Raw genomic sequence first — 24,113 nt, 5'->3', positions numbered from 1 at the left:
GCCGAACCCTATTCTGGGCGTCATCCGAGTCGGAAGGTTCACACACGTATGACAACGGCGGTCGACAATCCCTTCTTCGCGCGCGTCTGGCCTTTCGTCGCCAACCATGAAGCCGAGGCGATCCGGGTCCTGCGCCGGGAGAACCTAGCCGGGTTGTCCGGCCGGGTGTTTGAGCTCGGCGCGGGGATCGGGACGAACTTTCCGCACTATCCGGCCTCGGTCGACGAGGTCATCGCGGTGGAGCCCGAACCGCGGCTGGCGGCGCGGGCCCGCGCCGCCGCCGACGCGGCCCCCGCCCGGGTGATCGTTTCCGGCGAGACGGCCGAAAGTCTCAGCGCCGGTGAGCCGTTCGACGCGGTGGTGTGCTCGCTGGTGTTGTGCTCGGTCCGTGACCCGGGCGCCGTGCTGCGGCGCCTGTACTCGTTGCTGCGACCGGGTGGGGAACTGCGCTACCTCGAGCACATCGCCAGTGCCGGCGCGCGGGGCCGCTTTCAGCGTTTCGTCGATGCGACGTTGTGGCCCCGGCTGTTTGGCAACTGCCACACCCATCGCGACACCGAACGCTCGATCCTCGACGCGGGATTCGAAGTCGACACCTCGCGGCGGGAGTGGACGCTGCCGGCCTGGGCGCCGATGCCGGTGTCCGAACTCCTGCTGGGCCGCGCGCGCCGGCCCGCCTAGTTCAGCAGGGCGGGCAGCCGCTGCAGCAGTCCCGGCAACGCCTGGCTCGCCGACTCGCGGATGCTGAGGGTGGCGTTGGCCGACAGCGGCGTGACTTCGGGATTGACCTCGATGACGGCGGCGCCGCGCGCCAGCGCCAGCTCCGCGAGCCCGGCCGCCGGATAGACGATCGCCGACGTCCCGACCACCACCATCACATCGGCGGACTGGGTCGCCTCGACGGCGCGCCGCCACGGCTCGTCGGGCAACTGTTCACCGAACCACACGATGTCGGGCCGGATCAGGCCGCCGCAATGACACACCGGGGGCTCCACCTCGAGCGCCGGTTCGGGCATGTGCGGGAGCGCGCCGCTGTATGGCTCAGCGCAACGCGCACAACGGAATTCGAACAGGCTCCCGTGCAGGTGGTGGACGGAACCGCTGCCGGCGCGCTCGTGCAGATCGTCGACGTTCTGGGTGATGACGGTGACCCGGGCGTCGTCCTGCCAGGCGGCGATGGCGCGATGACCCGCATTGGGTTGCACGTCGGCGACCAGGTAATGCCGCCACAGGTACCAGCCCCAGACGCGCTGGGGGTTGTCGCGCCACCCTTGCGTGCTGGACAGCTCGTAGGGATCGAAGCGGGCCCACAACCCGTTCTTGTCGTCGCGGAACGTCGGCACACCGCTTTCCGCGGAGATCCCCGCGCCGCTGAGCACCGCTACGCGCATCCCACCAAGATAGCCGGAGGTGGGGGATACTGAACGGGTGGAGCTGGGTGACTGGTTGCGGGTCGACGTGAAGGCGGGCAAGCCGTTGTTCGACCAGCTCAGGACGCAGGTGATCGACGGGGTCCGCGAGGGCGCGCTGCCGCCGGGCACGCGCCTGCCCACCGTGCGGGACCTGGCCGGCCAGCTCGGGGTCGCGGTCAACACCGTGGCTCGCGCCTACCGCGAGCTGGAGACCGCCGCCATCATCGAAACCCGCGGCCGCTTCGGCACATTCGTCGCCCGCTACGACCCGACCGACGCCGCCATGGCCGCCGCCGCACGCGAGTACGTCCGGGTAGCGCGCGGACTCGGGTTGGACAAAGCCGATGCCCTGCGCTACATCGAATCGGTGCCCGACGAGTAAGCGCTACCGTTCGGCATCGAAAAGCGTTGGCGCGCAGCCCATGCGGTAGTATCGCTCAGCGCAGCACCTTGTCGAGCGTGCGCAGGTTGCGCGTCGTGGTCGACGACTTGTAGCGCGCCTTGCCCATCGTCTTGCCGATGGTGCTGTCCAGGGTGCCGCCCTTGGGGACCTGCCAGTAGACCACGCCGTCACCGCGGCTGATCCGCTCGTCCGGGCCGGCCTCCTGACCCAGCGCGGCGAGCTCGTCGAGCACCGCCTTATCGGCGACGAACGTGACGTAGGACTGGTAGCCGTCGGCGTCGCGCTCGAACGGATAGGCGTCGACCACCTCGCGCACGGTGCCGATGTCATAGGCGAGCACCCAGGCGTCGTAGCCGAACCGTTCGCGCAACGCCGCCTCGGCCTTCCTGCGCACCGCCGCCACGCCGGCCGACGACTCCAGCACGACGTTGCCGCTGGCCAACACGGTTCGCACCTCGGTGAAGCCCGCGTCGGTCAGCGCGGCCGCCACCTCGGCCATCTTCAGATTGACGCCCCCGACGTTCACGCCACGCAGAAACGCCGCGTACTTGGTCATGCCCCGATTCCACCAGCCCGGCCGGGGGACGACCATCCCGGGCCGCCCGGGCGGCGCGCGACGTAGGCTTTCGTCATGGGACGCCAAGTCTTCGACGACAAGCTGCTGGCCTTGATAAGCGGACATTCCCTCGGGGTGCTGGCCACCATCAAGCGCGACGGGCGACCGCAACTGTCGAACGTGAGCTACCACTTCGACCCGCGCAGCATGGCGATCCAGGTGTCGATCACCGAGCCGCGCGCCAAAACGCGCAACCTGCGCCGGGACCCGCGGGCGTCGATCCTGGTCGACGCCGACGACGGCTGGTCGTACGCGGTCGCCGAGGGCACCGCCGAACTGACCCCCCCGGCGGCCGCGCCCGGCGACAGCACCGTGGAGGCGTTGATTGCCTTGTACCGCAACATCGCCGGCGAACATCCCGATTGGGACGAATACCGGCAGGCGATGGTCACCGATCGGCGGGTGCTGCTGACGTTGCCGATCTCGCACCTGTACGGCATGCCGCCCGGCATGCGGTAGCCGCGCCGCCTGCGCGCCCGCCCGTCAAACCGGGGCTAAGCTGCCCGTATGGCCGCATCGAATGCCCGGCAGGGTTCACAGTCGTCCAAGGCTTCGGGGGCTTCTGAACCGCCCGGGTCGGACGAGGACACCAAGCGCAAGTTCCGCGAAGCGCTCGACCGCAAGATGGCGAAATCCTCGACCGGATCCGACCACAAGGACGGCGCCGGCAAGCAGTCCCGGGCGCACGGCGCGGCGGGTAACCGGCGCGAGTTCCGTCGCAAGAGCGGCTGACCCCCGAGACTCGTTGGTAGACGGCCCGATTCGCCTAGCCGCTGGGTGGGCAGAACAGGCCGATCGAGGGGTCGTCTCGCCCCGGTTTGCCGCGCAGGCTTCCTCGGGTGCTGGGATGTCCGAAGTCCAGTCGGGACGGGTCGTTCTGGTAGGCCCAGTCCGCCACGATGGTGCGCCGGCTGAACTTCCAACGGCCGTCGTGCCTGGTGTACTCGTCCAGGTACCGGCCGCCGATGATGACGTCGACGTCGTGGTCGGGACCGGCGAAGGTGTGAAACACCAGGCAGTAGACCTCACCGTGGGCCTTTTCGCCCGCGACCACGAAGTTCGTCGTGGTGATGTTGTGTTGGGAGACACGCACATACGGCTGCGCGGCCTGCAACTGCGCGATGAACTGTTCGACACCGCCGGTCGAGAACGAGCCGTGCGAGTCGGTCGCGTCGGGGTGATACATCTCCCGCAGGCCTTCGTAGTCGGCGCGGTCGACGGCGCGGCAGTAGGACGTGACGAGCGCGTGCAGTTCGTCGCGGGCCAGCATCAGCTCCAATCGGGCCTCATCCACCACCACGTCACGATAACTCGACGGTTAGGGTGCTGATCGTAGGCGCGGTTTCGGTGGTTGCTGTCGCACCAACCGGTCTCGGTCGTAGGGTGTTCACCGAAAGGAAGGTCGTTGACGGTGAAACTTTGGCTGGCTCAAGATCCCGAGGCCGACGCGCTGCTGGACGAGAATCCGTTGGCCCTGCTCATCGGGATGGTCCTCGATCAGCAGGTGCCGTTCGAGACCGCCTTTTCGGGACCGAAGAAGATCGCGGACCGCATGGGCGGTTTCGGCGCTCACGAGATCGCCGAGTACGACCCGGACAAGTTCGCCGCGCTGTGCTCGGAAAGACCTGCGATACACCGTTTTCCGGGATCGATGGCCAAACGTATCCAGACCCTGGCCCAGATCATCGTGGACCGCTACGACGGTGACGCCGCGGGCTTGTGGACCTCGGGTGACCCCGACGGCGAGGAGCTGCTGCGGCGCATCAAGGCGCTGCCCGGTTTCGGTGCGGTCAAGGCGCAGATCTTTCTGGCGCTGCTGGGCAAGCAGTACGGCGTGACGCCGAAGGGCTGGCGCGCGGCCGCCGGCGAGTTCGGCAAGGCGGGCACGCACATCTCCGTCGCCGATATCGTCGACGCCGAGTCGATGGGCGCGGTGCGTGCCTATAAGAAGCAGATGAAGGCGGCAGCCAAAGCGGCGAAGTAGTCGGTGCACAGAAGGGAAGGGCAGCAACGTGAAGACACACATAACGTGTCCGTGCGGCGAGGCCATTGTCGGCAAGGACGAGGACGAGCTGGTCGAACTGACCCAGGCTCATCTCGCCAGCGTTCATCCCGGCCTCGAATACGACCGCGACGCGATCCTGTTCATGGCGTACTAAAGCGAACGCGCGTGACCCCGGTGCGGGGACACGCGCGTTCGCAGGCGGCGAAACGGTGACGGCGCCGGTGTGTTACGGCACCACCGTCGAGCCGATCGTGGGCATGAACTGGCACTGCTTTTCCTTGGTCGTGACCTGACCGAAGATCGTCGACATGATGCTGCCCGAGCCCGTGTCGGCGATCGCGCTCAGCGTCGTCGGCCCGTCCGGGTTGATGTCCGGTCGCGGCTTGAGGGCGACGGTGCCTGACTTGCCGGTGGTCAGGTTCACCCAGGTGACGTTCAACGGCAGCTTCTGCACCTCGGCGGGTCCGGGCGTGCCGACCGCGGTGAACACGTAGGCGGTCTGGCCGGGCCCCGGGCCGGGAAGCGGAATCTTGGCCGGGCCCGCGACCGACAGCGCGGTGGCGATGGCGCTGCTGCCATCCGCCAGGCAGTTGGTGCCGATCGAGGGATACATGAAGTCCTGCGTGGGCGGCGTGTCGGCGCCGAATCCCGGGGCGGCCGCGGTCGGGGCGGCGTCCGGCGCGGGTGCGGGCGCCGGGGCGGCCTCGGGTGCCGGGGGTGCGGCGGCGGGTGCTGGTGGTGCCGGAATCGGCGCCGCGACGGGCACATTCGCGGGCTGGGCGGGCGCGGGCGCCGGCGCGGCGGCGGGTGCGGGCCCGGCCGCGTGCGCCGGGTCGACGCCGGCCGGCAGGTGCGCCTCGGGTGCCGGCTGGGGTGCGGGTCCCGCCGCGTGCACCGGGTTGATCCCGGCCGGCAGGTGCGCCTGCGAACCGGGTTCCACCCCGGTCGCCGGAACGTGTTGCACCGGCGCGGTGGGCTCTTGGACGAACTGATTCACCGCCGCCGCCACGTTTTTGGACTCGCTGGGAGCGGTCGGGTTGTGGGCGAAGGCTTGCGCGGCGGCCATGAGCAGCTGTGTCGCCTGCTGCGGGTCGCCGGCCGCTTGCTGGATGAGCGGGCTGAGCTGCGACAGGGCAGGCAGCCCCGGCAGCTGTTGGGCCGCGCTGGATTGTGGTGTCGGCTGCGGCGCCGCCGGGTCGGCTGCCGCGCTCGGGCAAAGCCCGAGCGCGGCAACCGATGCCGTGACGACAGCGGCCAAACCTTTGGACAGATTCCAAGTGGTTGCCACGGTTGTCCTCCGGTTCTCAGTGGTGGGTTAGGCCGATGACGACGCTGCTCAAGGCAGTGCGGCGAGCAGCGGCGCTGCCGGTCCGGCCGGGCTGGCGGCCGGCGCGGGTGCGGCCGGAGCGGCTGGTGCCGCCGGGGTCTGGCCCGAGGCCAGCGCCGGCAGATCCTGCGGAAGCCGCACCTGCGGGGGCACGTTGACCGGAAGGCCCGCCGGCATCGCTGGCATGTTCACCTGCGCCTGCGGGATTTGCGGTGCGGGCGGGGTGGCCGGCGCGCTCGGCGCCGACAGCCCCGGGATCGCGGGCAGGCCCGGGATCGACGAGGCCGGCGCGGCCGGACTCGCGGCCGCCGGCTGTGCGCCGGTCAGGCCCTGAATCATCCCCGGAATGCCGCTCGCCGCCGAGGGTGACGCCGGCGCGGCGGGCGTCGCCGACTGCGCCAGCCCCGGAATGGACGGCACGGCCGCCGGAGATGACGCGGGAGCGGCGGGTGCCGCCGGCGTCAGGCCGGGGATCGACGGGATGCCCGCCGTGGTCGCCGATGCCGGCGAGGCGGCCGAGGGAACACCCGGGAAGCTGATGCCCGGTGTGGCGGGCGCCGCGGGCGGCGTGGCGCCGAGGGCGGTCGCGAGGTTCTGCAGGATTTGCGGTGCGTTGGCCGCCGAGCTGATCAGCTGCTGCGGAATGTTCGGCACCGCCGGAGCCGGCACGGGGTCGGCGTGGGCGATACCGCCCGTCAATAGTGCTGCGGACGAACCGGCCAGGACGGCGGCTGCACGCAAGTAAGTCCAGATGGTTGGCATGACTCTCCCTGATTGATCGATTACAGGTCCCGGCGCTGAAGCTACTTTGATGCAGATGGGACTCAAGTGACACGTGTGGCATTTATTTATTCGTTACGGATACGAGTGGGAGCGGTGACCGAACGCGCGAAATGGCGCGCACTGCATAGATGTGCATGGGTCATCGGGGGACCGACGGGGCCGCGCCGCATGGTTTGATCGCTAAAGTCGGGCGGATAGACACCATCTCTGCCGCCCCGGCGGCACCCATCACCCAGCGGTTGGCGAATCGCCTCGTCGTGGCCGCGCCGATCCTGCTCATCGCGAGCGTCGCGGCGCGGCTGGCCTGGACGTACCTGGCCCCCAACGGCGCGAACTTCGTCGACCTGCACGTCTACCTCGGCGGAGCCGCCGCGATCGACCATCCCGGCACCCTGTACAGCTACGTCTACGCCGACCAGACACCGGACTTCCCGCTGCCGTTCACCTACCCGCCCTTCGCGGCCGTCGTCTTCTACCCGCTGCACCTGCTGCCGTTCGGGCTCGTCGCATTCCTGTGGCAGATCGCGACCATGGCCGCCCTGTACGGCGCGATCCGGATCAGCCAGCGCCTGACGGCCGCGCCGGCCGGTCCCCGCGGCCGCCGACTGGCGATGGCGTGGACGGCGATCACGATCTGGATTGAGCCGCTGCGCAGCACATTCGACTACGGCCAGGTCAATGTTTTGCTCATGACCGCGGTGCTGTGGGCGGTCTACACCACGCGATGGTGGCTGTCGGGATTGCTGGTCGGCGCGGCCGCCGGAATCAAGTTGACCCCCGCGATCTCAGGGGTCTATCTGGCCGGCGCCCGGCGGTGGGGCGCGGCGGTGTTCTCGGCGGTCGTTTTCGTTGCCACCGTTGGGATTTCGGTCGTGGTCGTCGGCGACCAGACCCGCTACTACTTCACCGAACTACTGGGCGACGCTCACCGGGTGGGTCCCATCGCCACCTCGTTCAATCAATCGTGGCGCGGCGCCATCTCACGCATCCTGGGCCACGACGTCGGATTCGGGCCGCCGCTGGTGGTCGCGCTCGTCGTCACCGCGGTGCTGGCCGTCCTGGCCTGGCGCGCGCTGGACGCCGCCGATCAGCTGGGCAGGCTGATCGTGGTCGAGCTGTTCGGGCTGCTGCTGTCGCCGATCTCCTGGACCCACCACTGGGTGTGGCTGGTGCCGTTGATGATCTGGGCGATCCACGGCGCGGGGCGCACGCTGCGCGGGGCGCGAATCGCCGGCTGGGGGTGGTTGGCGCTCACCCTGATCGGCGTGCCGTGGTTGTTGAGCTTCGCTCAACCGACCATCTGGCAGATCGGCCGCCCGTGGTATCTGGCCTGGGCCGGGCTGATCTACACCGCGGCCGCGGTGGCGACGCTGATCTGGATCGCGGCCACCGGCAACCGCGGCCGAGACGCCGCGCCCGGGGTACGGGCCGCCGGCTAGCCTCGATCTTTCGTGAAGATGGGGTGGTGACGGGCGTGTGATGCACGGAAGTGCCTGTCCTGCTTGAGAAAATGTGACTTGTCTAGGGTCCATGTTCTGCAAGCGGGAAGGCACTCCGTAGGTGAAGCGTAGCCGTTGTGGTGGGTTTAGGGTCGAGGCTGGTCGCGAGTCGTTGATTTCCTCGACTGGTGCGGCGCTGCTCGTGCAGACTGCGCAGGTCAGCGGCTTGACGTCGGTTCTCTCGGATCAGCTGCGGTCGTGGCGGGCGCCGCGCTCGGTCCACGATCCGGGCAAAATGGTGCTGGATCTGGCGGTGGCGATCGCGCTCGGCGGTGACTGCTTGGCCGATGCGGCGCTGCTGCGTGCTCAGCCGGAGTTGTTCGGTGCGGTGGCCTCTGATCCCACGATCAGCCGGCTGCTGGAGACTCTCGGCGGGGATCCCGCCGCGGCGATCGCCGCGATCCGTCATGCGCGGGCGAGCGCGCGGGCGACGGTGTGGCAGCTGTGCTGCCCGGTTCCTGTAGCTGGGGAGGTCGTCGTCGATCTGGACGCCACCTTGATCGGGGCGCATTCGGATAAAGAAGGCGCGACCCCGAACTTCAAGCGGGGATACGGGTTTCATCCGATGATGGCGTTCGTTGATCACGGTGCCGGCGGTACCGGGGAGCCGTTGGCGGCGATGTTGCGTCCCGGGCGGGCCAACGCCAGCGACGCCGCCGATCAGATCGCGGTCCTTGATGCCGCGTTGGCCCAACTGCCCCAGGGGGTGCGCGATCGGGTGCTGGTGCGAGGCGACACCGGTTCGGGAGTCAAGGAATTCCTCTGGCACATCCACCACCTGGGTCTGTCCTACTCGGTCGGTGTCTACGGTCGCCAACCCGTGCTGGATGCCCTGGCCGCCCTGCCGCGCCAGGCCTGGCGGCGCGCTAAGGACGCCGATGGGTGTCTGCGCGAGGGCGCTCAGGTTGCCGAACTGACCCGCTGGCTGCCGGCGACGTTCGTTGGCTGGCCGCCAGGGATGCGGGTGATCGCCCGCCGGGAACGCCCACATCCCGGTGCCCAACTGCGCATCACCGATGCCCACGGCTGGCGCATCACGATGTTCGCCACCAACACCACCGGCGGGCGACTCGCCGACCTCGAAGTACGCCACCGACTGCGGGCCCGCGCCGAGGACCGCATCCGCACCCTCAAAGACACCGGCCTGGCCAACCTGCCGCTGCAGGCCTTCGGCAAGAACGAGATCTGGCTCGAGCTGGCCGCTCTGGCCTACGAGCTGCTGACCTGGACCCAACTACTGGCCTGGCCCGATCACCCCGCCCGCAGCTGGGAACCCAAACGACTGCGCCTGCGCCTGCTTTCGGTGGCCGGCCGGGTCATCACCACCGGACGCCGTCGCATCCTGCGCCTGAGCAGACGATGGCCCTGGTCAGAACTACTGACCAGGGGTCAACGAAACCTCGCCGCACTCAATTGAATTCACCGCAACATCCCTACGACCCAGGACCCAGGAGAACCGGCGACCCAGCGCCGGGGACGCTCCACGCCCAACCCACCGCACCGGCAACAACCGACCAATCGACAACAACCAACCCACCTCAAGAAAGATCGAGGCTAGCTGTCGACGATCCCGTTGATGTCGCGGGCCATGTCGATATCGTTTTGGGTGATGCCACCCTCGGAGTGGGTGACGAGAGCGAAAGTCACTGTCCGCCAGCGTATATCGATGTCGGGGTGGTGGTCCTTGCTTTCCGCGTGCTCGGCGACGCGGCGCACCGCATCGATGCCGGCCAGGAAGCTTCCGAATTTGATCGAGCGGCGCAGGGCGCCGTCGGCACGCTCCCATCCGTCCAGATCGGGCAATGCGGCGTCTACTTGCTCATCCGTTAACACAGCCATGACTCGTCACCGTTCTGTTGTCCAAAATCCTTGCTACCGAGAATGTTACGGAGATCCGGGACGTCAGGACCTAGACTCCCCGCCACTGGTCGGGCTTCTGTTTGTCGCTGAGATGGCGGACGCGGGCGACGAGGGGTGAATGGCCCTGCTGCTTCGCCCAGTCGATGGCCTCCTGCTGGGTTTGGCTCTGGTGGAGCTCGCTGTCGCCGTGGTCCTCGACGACGTAGTGCGTGATCGGGTCTCCGTCGCGGCCCTTTGGTCGCGGTTCGATGAACACGTTGGGCATGGCGCTTCTCCTCACTGAGTGCGATCGGCCGACCTAGTGCATACCCAGACAACGCCGGCCTTCACAGCGCGCCGCGAATGAGTGCGCCAACCTCGGTGCCAGCCGTGGTGGCCGCGCGATAACACAGCCAGGACGCGACGGTATACCGTCACTGGCCATGCCGAACCAGATCGTCGTCGCGGGCGCCCTCATCCGCGACGCGCGCGTCTTGGTGGCACAGCGGGTACGCCCGCCGGAGCTGGCCGGGCGCTGGGAGCTGCCCGGGGGCAAGGTCGCGCCCGGTGAGACCGAGCGCGACGCGCTGGCCCGCGAGCTGGCCGAGGAGCTCGGTTTGGCGGCGGGCGACGTCGCGGTGGGCGAGCGGCTCGGCGCGGACATCGCGGTGGACGGCGGGATCACGCTGCGCGCCTACCGGGTGCATCTGCTCGGCGGCCGTCCGGACGCGCGTGAGCACCGGGCCCTGCGCTGGATCACAGCCGCTGAGCTGCACGATCTCGACTGGGTGCCGGCCGACCGGGGCTGGCTTCCGGCCCTGGCCGGCGCCCTGTGAACGGGCCTGGCAACAAGTCCACAGACTTCCCGCAGCTGATGTACAGCCGCGTTGCAGGTCGCCACAGTGAACTGAAGGCAACAAAATGACTTGTAATAACGCCACACGAATCTGCCCTGGATGTGCGTGCCGATAACTAGCCAGATGGTTGTCCAGACCTTTGCCGTCCCGGCTCGGTGCCCGACCGGGAGGCCTTCGCGTGCGCGAAAACCGATGCTCATGACCCTGTTTCTCGCAGACTCACCGCGCGCGGCGAAGGTGATCGCCCCGCGCACATCGACCTATGCTGGTGCGGTATCGCCGCCCGGCCCGCGGGCCCGAAATGCCGATGGCTGAGCCGATCCGAGTTGGTGCGGACGGGCGGCTCACGGGGCTGATCGCCGAACACAACTCAACTGGGGCCACGCACAGGGCCGGGCGACGCGGCGCGACGCTACCGACGAGGAGGAGTACTTCTTGACTGCCACACCGCACATTGGTGGAGTGCTCGAGGAGCTCTTGGAGCGCAGCGGGCGGTTCTTCACGCCGGGCGAGATCTCGGCCGACCTGCGCACCGTGACGCGGCGGGGCGGCCGCGAGGCCGACGTGTTCTACCGCGACCGGTGGAGCCACGACAAGGTGGTTCGCTCCACGCACGGCGTGAACTGCACCGGGTCCTGCTCTTGGAAGATCTACGTCAAAGACGGGATCATCACCTGGGAAACCCAGCAGACCGACTATCCGTCGGTGGGTCCGGACCGCCCCGAGTACGAGCCGCGGGGTTGCCCCCGCGGTGCGTCGTTCTCCTGGTACAGCTACTCGCCCACCCGGGTGCGCTATCCCTACGCCCGCGGCGTGCTGGTCGAGATGTACCGGGAGGCCAAGGCGCGCCTGGGTGATCCCGTGCTGGCGTGGGCCGACATCCAGGCCGACCCCGAACGCCGCCGGCGCTATCAGCGGGCGCGCGGAAAGGGCGGACTGGTCCGCGTCACCTGGGCCGAGGCCACCGAGCTGATCGCCGCCGCCCACGTGCACACCATCAAGACTTACGGCCCGGATCGGGTCGCCGGATTTTCCCCGATCCCGGCGATGTCGATGGTGTCGTATGCCGCCGGCTCGCGATTCTTCGAGCTGATCGGCGCTCCGATGACGTCGTTCTACGACTGGTACGCCGACCTCCCGGTGGCCTCACCGCAGGTGTTCGGCGACCAGACTGACGTCCCCGAATCCGGAGATTGGTGGGACGCAGCGTATTTGATGATGTGGGGCTCCAACGTGCCGATCACCCGGACCCCCGACGCGCACTGGATGGCCGAGGCGCGTTACCGCGGCACCAAAGTCGTCACCGTCAGCCCCGACTACGCCGACAACACCAAGTTCGCCGACGAGTGGATGCCGTGCGCGGCCGGCACCGACGGGGCGCTGGCCATGGCGATGGGGCACGTCATTCTCTCGGAATGCTATGTGCAAAAGCAGGTTCCGTTCTTCGTCGACTATTCGCGTCGCTACACCGATCTGCCGTTCCTGATCAAGCTGGAAGAACGCGGCGACATGCTGGTGCCGGGCAAGAACCTGACGGCGGCGGACCTGGGCGAGGCGGTCGAGAACGCGGCACTCAAGCCCGCGGTGCTGGACGAAACGACCAATTCCGTTGTGGTGCCACATGGTTCGCTGGGATTTCGGTACGGCGAATCCGGCGTCGGGAAGTGGAACCTGGACCTCGGTGACCTGGTGCCGGCGCTCAGCGTGCGCGACGCGCACGGCTCCAACGGGGAGGGCAGCACCGCGCTGGTGCATATGCCCAGCTTCGACACCGTCGACGGCGAGGGCACGACCGTGGCGCGCGGTGTCCCGGTGCGCCGCATCGGCAAGCACATTGTGTGCACCGTCTTCGACCTGATGCTCGCGCAGTATGGCGTCGCCCGCGCGGGGTTGCCCGGCGAATGGCCCACCGGCTATGACGACGCGACGCAGCAGAACACCCCCGCGTGGCAGGAAGCGATCACCGGTGTGTCGGCCGCCCAAGCCATCCGCGTCGCGCGGGAATTCGCCCACAGCGCCGAGGAATCCGGCGGCCGCTCCATGATCATCATGGGCGGGGGCATCTGCCACTGGTTCCACGCCGACGCCATCTACCGTGCGGTGCTGGCGCTGCTGATGCTCACCGGGTCGATGGGTCGCAACGGGGGCGGCTGGGCCCATTACGTGGGCCAGGAAAAAGTGCGCCCGCTCACCGGATTCCACACGATGGCGATGGCCACCGACTGGGTGCGCCCGCCGCGCCAGGTGCCCGGCGCCTCGTACTGGTACGCGCACACCGACCAATGGCGCTATGACGGTTACGGCGCGGACAAGCTGTCCAGCCCGGTGGGCCGGGGGCGCTTCGCGGGCAAGCACACCATGGACCTGCTGGCGTCGTCGGTGGCCATGGGATGGAGCCCGTACTACCCGCAGTTCGACCGGTCGAGTTTGGACGTCGCCGACGAGGCGCGCGCCGCGGGTCGCGACGTCGCCGACTACGTCGCCGAGCAGCTCGGCCAGCGCGAACTCAAACTCGCGGTGACCGATCCCGACAACCCCGTCAACTGGCCCCGGGTGCTCACCGTGTGGCGCGCGAACCTGATCGGGTCGTCGGGCAAGGGGGGCGAATACTTCCTGCGCCACCTGCTGGGAACCGACTCCAACGCATCGGCGCTGCCGCCCGAGGACGGGGTGCGGCCCGTCGACGTGACGTGCGAGGGGGAAATCCCCGAGGGCAAGCTCGACCTGATGATGTCGATCGACTTCCGGATGACGTCGACGACCCTGGTTTCGGATGTCGTGCTGCCGGCGGCGACCTGGTACGAAAAGTCCGACATCTCCAGCACCGACATGCACCCCTACGTGCACGCGTTCAGCGCCGCCACCGACCCGCCCTGGGAAACCCGTTCGGACTTCGACGCTTTCGGCGCCATCGCCCGCGCCTTCAGCGCCATGGCTAAGGAGCATCTGGGCACCCGCACCGACGTGGTGCTCAGCGCGCTGCAGCACGACACGCCCGACGCGATGGCCTATCCCGATGGCACCGAATCCGATTGGCTGCGCACCGGTGCGACGCCGGTGCCGGGCCGCACCATGGGCAAGCTCACCGTGGTGGAACGTGACTACGGCGCCATCTACGACAAGTGGCTGACGCTGGGGCCGCTGGTCGACAAGTTCGGGCTGACCACCAAGGGCATCACCGTGCACCCGTTCCGGGAGGTCGAGGAGCTCGCCGCCAAGTTCGGCGTGCTCAAATCCGGTGTGGCAGCGGGCCGCCCGGCCGTGACCACCGCCGCCCGGATGGCCGACGTGCTGCTGCTGCTGTCGGGGACGACCAACGGGCGCCTGGCGGTCGAGGGTTTCCACGAGCTGGAAAAGCGCACGGGACAGCGGCTGGTGCACCTGGCCGAGGGCAGCGAGGACAAGCGCATCAGTTACGCCGACACCCAGGCGCGGCCCGTGCCCGTGGTCACCAGCCCGGAATGGTCGGGCAGCGAAACGGGCGGTCGCCGCTACGCACCGTTCACGATCAACATCGAAAACCTCAAGCCGTTCCACACCCTGACCGGGCGGATGCATTTCTATCTCGCCCACGACTGGGTCGAGGAACTCGGCGAGCACCTGCCGGTCTTCCGCCCGCCGCTGGACATGGCGCGCTTGTTCGGCGCACCGACGCTCGGGCCGACCGAGGACGGAATCGGGCTCACGGTGCGATACCTGACGCCGCACTCGAAGTGGTCCTTCCACTCCACCTACCAGGACAACCTCTACATGCTCTCGTTGTCCCGCGGCGGCCCGACGATGTGGATGAGCCCCGGCGACGCAGCGAAAATCCAAGTGCGCGATAACGATTGGGTCGAAGCGGTGAACGTCAACGGCATCTACGTGTGCCGGGCGATCGTCTCGCACCGGATGCCCGACGGGGTGGTGTACGTCTACCACGTCCAGGAGCGCACCATCGACACCCCGCGCACCGAAACCAACAACAAGCGGGGCGGCAACCACAACGCGCTCACCCGGGTGCGGATCAAGCCCAGCCACCTGGCCGGCGGCTACGGCCAGCACGCCTTCGCGTTCAACTACCTGGGGCCGACCGGCAACCAGCGCGACGAGGTGACCGTCGTGCGGCGCCGCAGCCAGGAGGTGACGTACTGATGAAGGTCATGGCGCAGTTGGCGATGGTGATGAACCTCGACAAGTGCATCGGTTGTCACACCTGCTCGGTGACCTGCAAGCAGGCGTGGACCAACCGGCCCGGCACCGAATACGTGTGGTTCAACAACGTCGAAACCCGTCCCGGCCAAGGCTATCCGCGCACCTACGAGGACCAGGAGCGCTGGCGGGGCGGCTGGATTCGCGACAAGAAGGGCCGGCTGCGGCTGCGCGACGGCGGCCGCATCGCGAAGCTGCTGCGCATCTTCGCCAACCCGAAGCTGCCCGTCATCGGCGACTACTACGAACCGTGGACCTACGACTACGAGAACCTGACCACGGCTCCCGCGGGTGACACGTTCCCGACCGCCGCGCCCCGAAGCGCGATCAGCGGTGAGCCGATGAAGGTTTCGTGGGGGCCGAACTGGGATGACAACCTGGCCGGCTCGTCGGAGATCCTGGCCGGGGACCCGATCTTGAAGAAGGTCAACGAGGAGATCAAGCTCAAGCTCGAAGAGACCTTCATGTTCTACCTGCCCCGGATCTGTGAGCACTGCCTCAACCCCTCCTGCGTGGCGTCGTGCCCGTCGGGCGCGATGTACAAGCGCAGCGAGGACGGCATCGTGCTGGTGGACCAGGACCGCTGCCGCGGCTGGCGGATGTGCGTGTCCGGATGTCCTTACAAGAAGGTCTATTTCAACCACAAGACGGGCAAAGCCGAGAAGTGCACGCTGTGCTATCCGCGCATGGAGGTCGGGCTGCCGACCATCTGTTCGGAGACCTGCGTGGGCCGGCTGCGCTACCTCGGCGTGGTGCTCTACGACGCCGACCGGGTGCTGGAAGCGGCGTCGGTGGAAAAAGACACCGATCTGTATCGGGCGCAGTGCGAGATCCTGCTGGACCCTAACGATCCGAACGTCATCGCCGGTGCCCGGGCCGAGGGCATCCCCGACGAGTGGATCGAGGCCGCGCAGCGTTCCCCGATCTACGCGCTGATCCACACCTACCAGGTGGCGTTGCCGCTGCACCCGGAATACCGCACCATGCCGATGGTTTGGTACATCCCGCCGCTGTCGCCGGTGGTCGACGCGGTCAGCCGCGACGGGCACGACGGGGAGGACATCGGCAACCTGTTCGGCGCGCTGGACGCGCTGCGCATCCCGATGCAATATCTCGCCGAACTGTTCACCGCCGGCGATACCGCCGTGGTGGAAGGGGTGCTGCGGCGGCTGGCGGCGATGCGCTCCTACATGCGCGACATCAACCTCGGCCGCGACACCCAGCCACACATCCCGCATTCGGTCGGCATGACCGAAGAGCAGATCTACGAGATGTACCGGCTGCTCGCCATCGCGAAATACGAAGAGCGCTACGTGATTCCGACGGCGTTCGCCCCGCAGGCCCGCGAGCTCGAGGAGATGGGCTGTTCGTTGACGGGCGAGGGCGGCCCGGGCATGTACGAATCCGAACCGATACCGGTTTCGGTGGAAACCTTCCACGCGCTCCAGCGCGGCGGCTCCGCGGAAGCAGAACCCGCTCACGCCCGGCCGCGGGTTAACCTGCTCAATTGGGACGGCGGCCAGGTGCCCGCGGGAATGTTCCCCGAGGAGCAGAAGCGGTGAGGCTGCTGTCCGCGCTCCGGGAGCGTTCCACCGGCCGGGCGATGCAGGACCGCCTGGTGTGGCAGGCGGCGTCGCTGCTGCTGGCCTACCCGGACGACGGGTTCACCGAACGCCTGGACGCCGTCGACGAAATCCTCGGCCACATCAGCGGTCCCGCGGCGACGCTCCTCGGGCAGACGGTCGCGGCGCTGCGTGCCCGTGAGCCGATGGCCGCGGCGATGGACTACGTCGCGACGTTCGATATGCGCCGGCGCGCCACCATGTATCTGACGTACTGGACCGCGGGGGACACCCGCAACCGCGGACGGGAGATGCTGGCGTTCGCCACCGCCTACCGCGAGGCGGGTGCGCAGCCACCGAGCGGCGAGGCCCCCGATCATCTGGCCGTGGTGCTCGAATTCGCCGCCACCGTCGACCCGGAGGCCGGACGGCGGCTGCTGACCCAGCACCGTGTGCCGATCGACGTGCTGCGCGGCGCCCTGGCCGAGGCCGAGTCACCGTACGAGCCGGTCGTGGCCGCGATCTGCGAGACCCTGCCGGCGGCCACCGATCAGGAGGTGCGCCGCGCCGAGCGACTGGCGCAGGCCGGGCCGCCCGCCGAAGCCGTTGGGCTGCAACCGTTTACCTTGACCGTGCCACCCCGCAAAGGAACGCCAGGTGTTTAGCAACGTCCTGTTCTGGGATATCGCCCCATACGTCACGCTGTCGGTCCTGATCGTCGGGACCTGGTGGCGCTACCGCTACGACAAGTTCGGCTGGACCTCACGGTCCTCGCAGATCTACGAGTCGCGACTGCTCAGCATCGCCAGCCCCATCTTCCATTTCGGCATCCTGGCGGTCTTCGCCGGACACGTGGTGGGGCTGTTCATCCCGCCGAAGGTCACGCAGCTGATGAAGATGAGCGACCACGTCTACCACATGCAGGCGGTCATCGCCGGCTCGATCGCCGGCGTCGCCACGCTCGTCGGGATCGGGCTGCTCGTCTACCGGCGGTTCACCCGTCCCGCCGTGTCCATGGCCACCACCCGCAGCGACAAGGTGATGTATCTGGTGCTGGTGCTGGCGATCGTGGTGGGCCTGTACTGCGACTTGATCGGCACCGGCCCGCACGGCGGCGAATTCCACTACCGCTACACGGTCGGTTTGTGGTTCCGCCGGATCTGGATACTGCAGCCGCACGGCGAGGTGATGATCAACGCGCCGCTGGACTACCAGCTGCACGCGTTGATCGGCATGGTGCTGTTCACGCTGTGGCCGTTCACCCGGCTGGTGCACGTGTTCAGCGCCCCGGTCGTCTACCTGTTCCGGCCCTACATCGTCTATCGCAGCCGCGAGGCGACGGGCAAGGGCCAACAACTGGTGGGCACGGCGCCGCGCCGCCGGGGCTGGTAGCCGACGGCCAAGGCGCGAAGGCCCCGCTTCGCCGTTCGGTGTGCAACGTGGGCGTTGATTGTGAAGCCGCGCCGGCGACACGCCGATCCGCCGCGCCCCAGGCGCACACTCAACCCCGCTGACGCACACTCAAACGCCGCCCCCGGCGACCTGCCAGTTCGCTATCCACGGCCCCCGCTGCCACAATCTCCGACGTGTCATTTCGCAACGTCGCCATCGTCGCCCACGTCGACCACGGCAAGACCACCCTGGTTGACGCGATGCTGAGGCAGTCCGGCGCGCTGCACCACCGCGGTGACGACACCGTCGAACGCCTGATGGACTCCGGGGACCTAGAGAAGGAAAAAGGCATCACGATCCTGGCCAAGAACACGGCCGTGCATCGCAAGAACCCGGACGGAACGACGACCGTCATCAACGTCATCGACACCCCGGGCCACGCCGACTTCGGCGGCGAGGTGGAGCGCGGCCTGTCGATGGTGGACGGGGTGCTGCTGCTGGTCGACGCCTCGGAGGGGCCGCTGCCGCAGACCCGGTTCGTGCTGCGTAAGGCCCTGGCCGCCCACCTTCCGGTGATCCTGGTCGTCAACAAGACGGACCGGCCGGACGCCCGGATCTCCGAGGTCGTCTCCGAAAGCCACGACCTGCTGCTCGACGTCGCCTCCGACCTCGACGAGGACGCGCAGAAGGCCGCCGAGGCCGCCCTGGACCTGCCCACGCTGTACGCCTCGGGACGGGCCGGCATCGCCAGCACGACGGAACCGGCCAATGGCGAGAACCCCGAGGGCGACAACCTCGATCCGCTGTTCGACGTGCTGCTCGAGCACATCCCGCCGCCGCAGGGTGATCCCGAAGCCCCGCTGCAGGCGCTGGTCACCAACCTGGACGCGTCGGCGTTCCTGGGCCGGCTCGCGCTGATCCGCATCTACAAGGGCCGTATCCGCAAGGGCCAGCAGGTGGCCTGGATGCGGGAAGTGGACGGCCACCCCGTCATCACGAACGCGAAGATCACCGAGCTGCTGGTGACCGAGGGCGTCGAGCGTTCCTCGACCGACGAGGCCGTCGCCGGGGACATCGTGGCCGTCGCGGGCATTCCGGAGATCATGATCGGCGACACGCTGGCCGACCCGGACCACGCGCACGCGCTGCCGCGCATCACCGTCGACGAGCCCGCGATCTCGGTGACCATCGGCACCAACACCTCGCCGCTGGCGGGCAAGGTGAAGGGGCACAAGCTGACCGCTCGCATGGTGAAGTCGCGCCTGGACGCCGAACTCGTGGGCAACGTCTCCATCAAGGTCGTCGACATCGACCGGCCCGACGCCTGGGAGGTGCAGGGCCGCGGCGAGCTCGCGCTGGCGGTCCTTGTGGAACAGATGCGCCGGGAGGGCTTCGAACTCACGGTCGGCAAGCCGCAGGTGGTGACGCGCACGATCGACGGCAAGCTGCACGAGCCCTTCGAGGCGATGACGATCGACTGCCCCGACGAGTTCGTCGGCGCCATCACCCAGCTGATGGCCGCCCGCAAGGGCCGCATGGAGGAGATGACCAACCACGCGGCGGGCTGGGTCCGGATGGACTTCATCGTGCCCAGCCGCGGGCTGATCGGCTTCCGCACCGACTTCCTCACGCTGACCCGCGGCACCGGCATCGCCAACGCCGTGTTCGACGGGTACCGCCCCTGGGCGGGGGAGATCCGGGCCCGCCACACCGGGTCGCTGGTCTCCGACCGCGCGGGCACCATCACGCCGTTCGCGATGATCCAGCTCGCCGACCGGGGCCAGTTCTTCGTCGAGCCCGGCCAGGACACCTACGAGGGCATGGTCGTCGGAATCAATCCGCGCGCAGAGGATCTCGACATCAACGTCACCCGCGAGAAGAAGCTGACCAACATGCGGTCGTCCACCGCCGATGTCATCGAGACGTTGGCCAAGCCCCTCGAGCTCGACCTCGAACAGGCCATGGAATTCTGCGCGCAAGACGAATGCGTCGAGGTGACCCCGGAGATCGTGCGGGTGCGCAAGGTCGAGCTGGACGCCACCGCCCGGGCGCGCAGCCGGTCGCGCGCCAAGGCCCGGAGCTGACCTTCGGTGGTCGGCCGGGCCGCCGCGCGGCTGCTCGCTACCCTGATCAGCGTGCCGAGACGCGTCCGCCGCTTGTTCATGGTGCTCGGCGGCCTCGTCTCGTTGGTCGGGCTGGTGGTTTCGGCGTGCACGGTCAACCCGCCGCCGGCGCCGCAGAGCACCGATACGCCGCACAACTCGGTGCCTCCGCCGCCCCGGGTCAGCGAGATCATCATGGGCATCGACTCGATCGGCGCGGGCTTCAATCCGCACCTGCTGTCCGACCTGTCCCCGGTGAACGCGGCGATCAGCGCGTTGGTGTTGCCCAGCGCCTTTCGGCCCGTTCCGGACACCGCCGCGCCGACGGGCTCGCGCTGGGAGATGGACCCGACGCTGTTGGTGTCCGCCGACGTGACCAGCCAGAACCCGTTCACGGTGACCTACAAGATCCGGCCGGAGGCGCAGTGGACCGACAACGCCCCCATCGCCGCCGACGACTTCTGGTACCTGTGGCGCCAGATGGTCAGCCAGCCCGGGGTCGTCGACCCGGCCGGGTATGACCTCATCACCGGCGTGCAGTCGCTGGAGGGCGGCAAGCAGGCGGTGGTGACCTTCGCCCAGCCGTATCCGGCGTGGAAGGAGTTGTTCAGCAACATCCTTCCGGCGCACATCGTCAAGGACGTGCCCGGCGGATTCGCGGCCGGGCTGGCCCGGGCCCTTCCGGTCACGGGCGGGCAGTTCCGGGTGGAGAGCATCGACCCGCAGCGCGACGAGATCCTGGTCGCCCGCAACGACCGCTACTGGGGGCCGCCGGCCAAACCCGCGCTCATCCTCTTCCGGCGCGCCGGGGCGCCCGCCGCCCTGGCCGACTCCGTGCGCAACGGCGACACCCAGGTGGCGCAGGTCCACGGCGGCTCGGCGGCCTTCGCGCAGCTGTCCGCCATTCCCGACGTCCGCACCGCCCGGATCGTGACGCCGCGGGTCATGCAGCTCACGCTGCGGGCCAACGAGCCCAAACTGTCTGATACCCAAGTCCGTAAGGCGATCCTGGGGTTGCTCGACGTCGACCTGCTGGCCGCCGTCGGCGCGGGCAGCGACAACACGGTCACGCTGGATCAGGCCCAGATCCGCGCGCCGAGCGACCCCGGCTACGAGCCGACCGCGCCGCCGGCGATGACGACGGCGGCCGCGCTGACCCTGCTGCAGGGGGCCGGGTACCGGGTCGAACCCAACTCGTCCGCTTCCCCCGCGCCGACCCCGGCGAACACCGGGCCGCCCGAGGTCATCCGCGGCCGGATCAGCAAGGACGGCCAACAGCTGTCGCTGGCGATCGGGGTGGCGGCCAACGACCCGACCTCGGTGGCGGTCGCCAACACCGCCGCCGACCAGTTGCGCAACGTCGGCATCGCCGCGACCGTGCTGGCGCTGGACCCCGTTACCCTCTACCGCGACGCGCTGAACGACGGCCGCGTGGACGCGATCGTCGGCTGGCATCAGGCCGGCGGCAACCTGGCCACCCGGCTCGCCTCCCGCTACGGCTGTCCCGCGCTGCAATCGATCCAGGTCCCGTCCACCGGCGAGACGACGCCGGTCTCGTCCGCTCCCGCCGGGCCCCCACCGTCGACGGGGCCGGGCACCACGACCGCGATACCGACGTCGGCGCCCCCACCCAGCCGCCCCGCGGATCCCAACGCCCTGGTGCAGGCGCCGTCGAACCTCACCGGCATCTGCGATCGCAGCGTCCAGTCGAACATCGACGCCGCCCTCAACGGCACCAAGAGCATCAACGACGTCATCACCGCCGTCGAACCGCGGCTGTGGAACATGTCCACGGTGCTGCCGATCCTGCAGGACACCACGATCGTCGCGGCCGGACCGAGCGTGCAGAACGTCAGCCTGTCCGGAGCGGTTCCGGTCGGCATCGTCGGCGACGCCGGCCAGTGGATCAAGACCGGGCCGTAACCGCGCTCAGTCGGCGGGCGGGCGCGACGCCCGCGGCGGGATCACGGTGTCGACGATGAGGGCCAGCTCGCGCCGGTTCGGCGGCGACCCGTTCAGCAGGAAGTGCTGGTTGATCAGCGCCGAGCCGATCCGGGCGGTCAGCGGTGTGATCGCCGTCGGATCGAGGTCGCCGTCGTCCACGGCGGCCTGCAGGATCGATTCGACGATTTGCAGGCGCGGGCGCACCACGGCATCGGCGAAGATGGCCCGCATCTCGGGTTCGTGCAGGAGCTGATGGATGACGTCCAAACTGGGGAAGGCGGTCTTTCCGGCCAGCAGGTCACGCTGGGCGGTGAACATCGCCAGCAGGTTCTCCCGGGCCGAGCGGCCGGACCGCAGCTCGGGCACCGGTGGCAGCGCGAAAACCAAAGCGGCGTGCACCAGCTCGCACTTGGTGTCCCAGCGCCGGTAGAGCGCGGCCTTGCCGGTGTGGGCGCGCGCCGCGATCCCCTCCATGGTCAGGCTCCCGTACCCGACTTCGGTCAGTTCGGCCAGGGTGGCCTCGTAGAGGGCGCGTTCGAGGACCTCGCCTCGCCGGCGGCTCCGGTTGCCGGTCCGGTCTGCGTCCGTGAGCTGAGGCATTTCTTGATAGTAGCCGTGCGCGTTCCTATCTGCTGCTTGTCGGTAGGGTGCCGTCCATGCCTGAGACGCCGCGGCTGCTGTTCGTCCACGCACATCCCGACGACGAAAGCCTCGGCACCGGCGCCACCATCGCCCACTACGCCGCCCGCGGCGCCGACGTCCGCGTGGTCACCTGCACGCTCGGCGAGGAGGGCGAGGTGATCGGCGATCGGTGGGCCGAACTCGCCGTCGATCGCGCCGACCAGCTCGGCGGCTACCGGATCGGCGAATTGACCGCCGCGTTGCGGGCGCTCGGGGTCGGTGGACCCCGATATCTCGGCGGCGCGGGCCGGTGGCGCGATTCGGGCATGCGCGGCACCCCCACGCGGCACCGGCAACGATTCATCGACGCCGACGAGCGCGAGACCGTCGGCGCGCTGGTGGCCCTGATCCGCGAGCAGCGCCCCCACGTCGTCGTCACCTACGACCCGGCGGGCGGCTATGGCCATCCCGATCACGTGCACGCGCACACGGTGACGACGGCGGCCGTAGCGGCGGCCGGCTCGTCGGGCGGCGCTGCCGCGTTTCCCGGCGAGCCGTGGGCCGTGCCGAAGTTCTACTGGTCGGTCTTTTCCACCCGGGCGTTCGAGGCCGGCCTGGCCGCGCTGACGCCCGAGGATCTGCGGCCGGAGTGGTCGCTCCCGTCCGAAGAGGAGTTCACGTTCGGATACGACGACGGCGACATCGACGCCGTCGTCGAGACCGATGAGGATGCGCTGGCCGCCAAGCGGGCGGCGCTCGCGGCGCACGCCACCCAAGTGGTGGTCGGGCCCACCGGTCGCGCCTGCGCCCTGTCCAACAACGTGGCCCTGCCGATCGTGGGGGAGGAGCACTACGTCCTGGCCGCCGGCGACGCGGGGGAGCGCGACGGGCGTGGCTGGGAGACGGATCTGCTCGCAGGGCTCGATCTGACCGCGACCCGTACGCGGTAGGCTGCCAAACAGGCAGCCACGGAAGGAATTCGCATGGACCCCGACCTGGACCCTAATCAGCAGCACTGGCAGGACCGGCTCGACAGCCTGCAGTGGGTTATCGGCTCGATACTCTCCAACATCGACAGCGTTCCGACCTGACCGACACCCAGCCTCGCGTCGCGTCCGTCGAGGACGGCGGCGCCACAGACCCCGCGATCCGTTTCGTTGTCCTGTCCCTCCTGGCGGTCGATGGGGTTCTGTCCGCACTAGCCGGGGCCCTGCTGCTGCCTTTCTATATCGGGACGGTTCCGTTTCCCCTCAGCGGATTGATTTCCGGGCTGGTCAACGCGGCCCTGGTGTGGGCCGCGGGGCGGTGGACCCGGTCACCCCGGTTGGCGGCGCTGCCGCTGTGGACGTGGTTGCTGACGGTGGCGGTGATCAGCATGGGCGGACCGGCCGACGACGTCATCCTGGGTGGCCGCGGCCTGATGGCCTACGGGGCCCTGCTGCTGTTGGTGCTCGGCGTCGTGCCGCCGGTCTGGGTGCTGTGGCGGCGCGGCCGCGGCGGTTGATCTCGGCCTGTGGCGAGTGGACATTTCGGCCGGGATGTCGCCCGCTTGCGCCTACG

General features: G+C 68.9%; 25 protein-coding genes. 17 read left to right on the top strand and 8 right to left on the bottom strand.

The features are described 5' to 3' along the window. Positions 1-48: 48 nt before the first annotated feature. The gene (locus QGN31_RS19555) at positions 49-681 is read left to right on the top strand and encodes a class I SAM-dependent methyltransferase (RefSeq protein ID WP_014941428.1); all 633 of its coding nucleotides are present in this window, start codon (positions 49-51) and stop codon (positions 679-681) included. Here QGN31_RS19555 and QGN31_RS19550 read toward each other — a convergent pair. Further along, entirely contained in the window at positions 678-1,391 is a 714-nt protein-coding gene (locus QGN31_RS19550) for an NAD-dependent deacylase (protein WP_009954638.1), read from the bottom strand. The genes QGN31_RS19555 and QGN31_RS19550 overlap by 4 nt on opposite strands. Positions 1,392-1,428: 37 nt before the next feature. On the opposite strand from QGN31_RS19550, the gene QGN31_RS19545 reads away from it, so the two are divergent. Beyond that, entirely contained in the window at positions 1,429-1,794 is a 366-nt protein-coding gene (locus QGN31_RS19545; RefSeq protein WP_008254464.1) for a GntR family transcriptional regulator, read from the top strand. 55 nt (positions 1,795-1,849) lie between these two features. On the opposite strand, the gene QGN31_RS19540 is transcribed toward QGN31_RS19545, so the two are convergent. Beyond that, entirely contained in the window at positions 1,850-2,371 is a 522-nt protein-coding gene (locus QGN31_RS19540) for a DUF1697 domain-containing protein (RefSeq protein WP_014941430.1), read from the bottom strand. A gap of 75 nt (positions 2,372-2,446) precedes the next feature. Between QGN31_RS19540 and QGN31_RS19535 the strand changes: the two genes are divergently transcribed. Both QGN31_RS19535 and QGN31_RS19530 read left to right on the top strand, forming a co-directional pair. Continuing rightward, complete coding sequence (locus tag QGN31_RS19535) at positions 2,447-2,890, top strand: PPOX class F420-dependent oxidoreductase (RefSeq protein ID WP_008254475.1); 444 nt, start codon at positions 2,447-2,449, stop codon at positions 2,888-2,890. 48 nt (positions 2,891-2,938) lie between these two features. Continuing rightward, positions 2,939-3,163, top strand: coding sequence for a DUF5302 domain-containing protein (locus QGN31_RS19530; protein WP_009954636.1), 225 nt, complete (start codon positions 2,939-2,941; stop codon positions 3,161-3,163). Between the two features lie 34 nt (positions 3,164-3,197). On the opposite strand, the gene QGN31_RS19525 is transcribed toward QGN31_RS19530, so the two are convergent. After that, complete coding sequence (locus tag QGN31_RS19525) at positions 3,198-3,731, bottom strand: nuclear transport factor 2 family protein (protein ID WP_009954635.1); 534 nt, start codon at positions 3,729-3,731, stop codon at positions 3,198-3,200. A 111-nt stretch (positions 3,732-3,842) separates the two neighbouring features. Between QGN31_RS19525 and QGN31_RS19520 the strand changes: the two genes are divergently transcribed. Beyond that, positions 3,843-4,415 (top strand): HhH-GPD-type base excision DNA repair protein, encoded by a 573-nt coding sequence (locus tag QGN31_RS19520; protein WP_014384033.1) that lies wholly within the window; start codon positions 3,843-3,845, stop codon positions 4,413-4,415. Positions 4,416-4,443: 28 nt separating this feature from the next. Further along, positions 4,444-4,590, top strand: a complete 147-nt coding sequence (locus QGN31_RS19515; RefSeq protein WP_003875447.1) for a hypothetical protein — start codon at positions 4,444-4,446, stop codon at positions 4,588-4,590. 72 nt (positions 4,591-4,662) lie between these two features. On the opposite strand, the gene QGN31_RS19510 is transcribed toward QGN31_RS19515, so the two are convergent. After that, positions 4,663-5,724 carry an Rv1157c family protein gene (locus tag QGN31_RS19510; protein ID WP_014941431.1) on the bottom strand — a complete coding sequence of 354 codons (1,062 nt, stop codon included), beginning with the start codon at positions 5,722-5,724 and terminating at the stop codon, positions 4,663-4,665. A gap of 48 nt (positions 5,725-5,772) precedes the next feature. Then, on the bottom strand, positions 5,773-6,525 hold the full coding sequence (locus tag QGN31_RS19505) for a hypothetical protein (RefSeq protein ID WP_038535309.1): 753 nt from the start codon (positions 6,523-6,525) through the stop codon (positions 5,773-5,775). Positions 6,526-6,674: 149 nt separating this feature from the next. On the opposite strand from QGN31_RS19505, the gene QGN31_RS19500 reads away from it, so the two are divergent. Together QGN31_RS19500 and QGN31_RS19495 are read left to right on the top strand one after the other, a co-directional pair. Next, complete coding sequence (locus tag QGN31_RS19500; protein WP_373307986.1) at positions 6,675-7,985, top strand: mannosyltransferase; 1,311 nt, start codon at positions 6,675-6,677, stop codon at positions 7,983-7,985. 121 nt (positions 7,986-8,106) lie between these two features. After that, on the top strand, positions 8,107-9,462 hold the full coding sequence (locus QGN31_RS19495) for an IS1380 family transposase (RefSeq protein WP_155254931.1): 1,356 nt from the start codon (positions 8,107-8,109) through the stop codon (positions 9,460-9,462). 137 nt (positions 9,463-9,599) lie between these two features. Here QGN31_RS19495 and QGN31_RS19490 read toward each other — a convergent pair whose 3' ends face one another. Further along, positions 9,600-9,884 carry a 4a-hydroxytetrahydrobiopterin dehydratase gene (locus QGN31_RS19490; protein WP_009952356.1) on the bottom strand — a complete coding sequence of 95 codons (285 nt, stop codon included), beginning with the start codon at positions 9,882-9,884 and terminating at the stop codon, positions 9,600-9,602. Between the two features lie 70 nt (positions 9,885-9,954). Continuing rightward, positions 9,955-10,170: a hypothetical protein gene (locus tag QGN31_RS19485; RefSeq protein ID WP_008254496.1), complete on the bottom strand. Its 216-nt coding sequence runs from the start codon at positions 10,168-10,170 to the stop codon at positions 9,955-9,957. Positions 10,171-10,327: 157 nt separating this feature from the next. On the opposite strand from QGN31_RS19485, the gene QGN31_RS19480 reads away from it, so the two are divergent. The 7 genes from QGN31_RS19480 to QGN31_RS19450 all read left to right on the top strand — a co-directional run bounded on the left by QGN31_RS19480 (position 10,328) and on the right by QGN31_RS19450 (position 21,911). Continuing rightward, positions 10,328-10,720, top strand: coding sequence for a (deoxy)nucleoside triphosphate pyrophosphohydrolase (locus QGN31_RS19480; protein ID WP_014384037.1), 393 nt, complete (start codon positions 10,328-10,330; stop codon positions 10,718-10,720). A 456-nt stretch (positions 10,721-11,176) separates the two neighbouring features. Next, entirely contained in the window at positions 11,177-14,875 is a 3,699-nt protein-coding gene (locus QGN31_RS19475) for a nitrate reductase subunit alpha (protein ID WP_043954563.1), read from the top strand. Continuing rightward, positions 14,875-16,494 (top strand): nitrate reductase subunit beta, encoded by a 1,620-nt coding sequence (gene narH, locus QGN31_RS19470; RefSeq protein ID WP_014941434.1) that lies wholly within the window; start codon positions 14,875-14,877, stop codon positions 16,492-16,494. Before QGN31_RS19475 ends, narH begins: the two co-directional genes overlap by 1 nt. Beyond that, the gene (narJ, locus tag QGN31_RS19465; protein ID WP_014379424.1) at positions 16,491-17,159 is read left to right on the top strand and encodes a nitrate reductase molybdenum cofactor assembly chaperone; all 669 of its coding nucleotides are present in this window, start codon (positions 16,491-16,493) and stop codon (positions 17,157-17,159) included. Before narH ends, narJ begins: the two co-directional genes overlap by 4 nt. Then, positions 17,152-17,886, top strand: coding sequence for a respiratory nitrate reductase subunit gamma (narI, locus tag QGN31_RS19460; protein ID WP_008254506.1), 735 nt, complete (start codon positions 17,152-17,154; stop codon positions 17,884-17,886). The genes narJ and narI overlap by 8 nt, the downstream gene beginning before the upstream one ends. 194 nt (positions 17,887-18,080) lie before the next feature. After that, positions 18,081-19,970: a translational GTPase TypA gene (typA, locus tag QGN31_RS19455; RefSeq protein ID WP_014941436.1), complete on the top strand. Its 1,890-nt coding sequence runs from the start codon at positions 18,081-18,083 to the stop codon at positions 19,968-19,970. Between the two features lie 45 nt (positions 19,971-20,015). Next, positions 20,016-21,911, top strand: coding sequence for an ABC transporter family substrate-binding protein (locus QGN31_RS19450; protein ID WP_162137761.1), 1,896 nt, complete (start codon positions 20,016-20,018; stop codon positions 21,909-21,911). 6 nt (positions 21,912-21,917) lie between these two features. On the opposite strand, the gene QGN31_RS19445 is transcribed toward QGN31_RS19450, so the two are convergent. After that, entirely contained in the window at positions 21,918-22,532 is a 615-nt protein-coding gene (locus QGN31_RS19445) for a TetR/AcrR family transcriptional regulator (RefSeq protein WP_014379427.1), read from the bottom strand. 56 nt (positions 22,533-22,588) lie between these two features. Between QGN31_RS19445 and mshB the strand changes: the two genes are divergently transcribed. Both mshB and QGN31_RS19435 read left to right on the top strand, forming a co-directional pair. Beyond that, complete coding sequence (gene mshB / locus QGN31_RS19440; RefSeq protein WP_014381999.1) at positions 22,589-23,503, top strand: N-acetyl-1-D-myo-inositol-2-amino-2-deoxy-alpha-D-glucopyranoside deacetylase; 915 nt, start codon at positions 22,589-22,591, stop codon at positions 23,501-23,503. A gap of 92 nt (positions 23,504-23,595) precedes the next feature. After that, positions 23,596-24,057, top strand: a complete 462-nt coding sequence (locus QGN31_RS19435; protein ID WP_008254516.1) for a hypothetical protein — start codon at positions 23,596-23,598, stop codon at positions 24,055-24,057. Positions 24,058-24,113 lie beyond the last annotated feature (56 nt).

This window comes from Mycobacterium sp. 2-64 (assembly GCF_035918375.1).
GTDB lineage: Bacteria > Actinomycetota > Actinomycetes > Mycobacteriales > Mycobacteriaceae > Mycobacterium > Mycobacterium intracellulare.
This window is presented reverse-complemented; position numbering and strand designations above follow the sequence as displayed.

Bases quoted from the DNA above. Each gene is read 5' to 3' on its own strand.
- QGN31_RS19485 (WP_008254496.1), bottom strand. From the start codon at position 10,170: ATGCCCAACGTGTTCATCGAACCGCGACCAAAGGGCCGCGACGGAGAC.
- QGN31_RS19480 (WP_014384037.1), top strand. From the start codon at position 10,328: ATGCCGAACCAGATCGTCGTCGCGGGCGCCCTCATCCGCGACGCGCGC.
- QGN31_RS19445 (WP_014379427.1), bottom strand. From the start codon at position 22,532: ATGCCTCAGCTCACGGACGCAGACCGGACCGGCAACCGGAGCCGCCGG.
- narH (WP_014941434.1), top strand. From the start codon at position 14,875: ATGAAGGTCATGGCGCAGTTGGCGATGGTGATGAACCTCGACAAGTGC.
- QGN31_RS19550 (WP_009954638.1), bottom strand. From the start codon at position 1,391: ATGCGCGTAGCGGTGCTCAGCGGCGCGGGGATCTCCGCGGAAAGCGGT.
- mshB (WP_014381999.1), top strand. From the start codon at position 22,589: ATGCCTGAGACGCCGCGGCTGCTGTTCGTCCACGCACATCCCGACGAC.
- QGN31_RS19490 (WP_009952356.1), bottom strand. From the start codon at position 9,884: ATGGCTGTGTTAACGGATGAGCAAGTAGACGCCGCATTGCCCGATCTG.
- QGN31_RS19505 (WP_038535309.1), bottom strand. From the start codon at position 6,525: ATGCCAACCATCTGGACTTACTTGCGTGCAGCCGCCGTCCTGGCCGGT.
- QGN31_RS19540 (WP_014941430.1), bottom strand. From the start codon at position 2,371: ATGACCAAGTACGCGGCGTTTCTGCGTGGCGTGAACGTCGGGGGCGTC.
- QGN31_RS19555 (WP_014941428.1), top strand. From the start codon at position 49: ATGACAACGGCGGTCGACAATCCCTTCTTCGCGCGCGTCTGGCCTTTC.
- QGN31_RS19530 (WP_009954636.1), top strand. From the start codon at position 2,939: ATGGCCGCATCGAATGCCCGGCAGGGTTCACAGTCGTCCAAGGCTTCG.
- QGN31_RS19500 (WP_373307986.1), top strand. From the start codon at position 6,675: ATGTGCATGGGTCATCGGGGGACCGACGGGGCCGCGCCGCATGGTTTG.
- QGN31_RS19535 (WP_008254475.1), top strand. From the start codon at position 2,447: ATGGGACGCCAAGTCTTCGACGACAAGCTGCTGGCCTTGATAAGCGGA.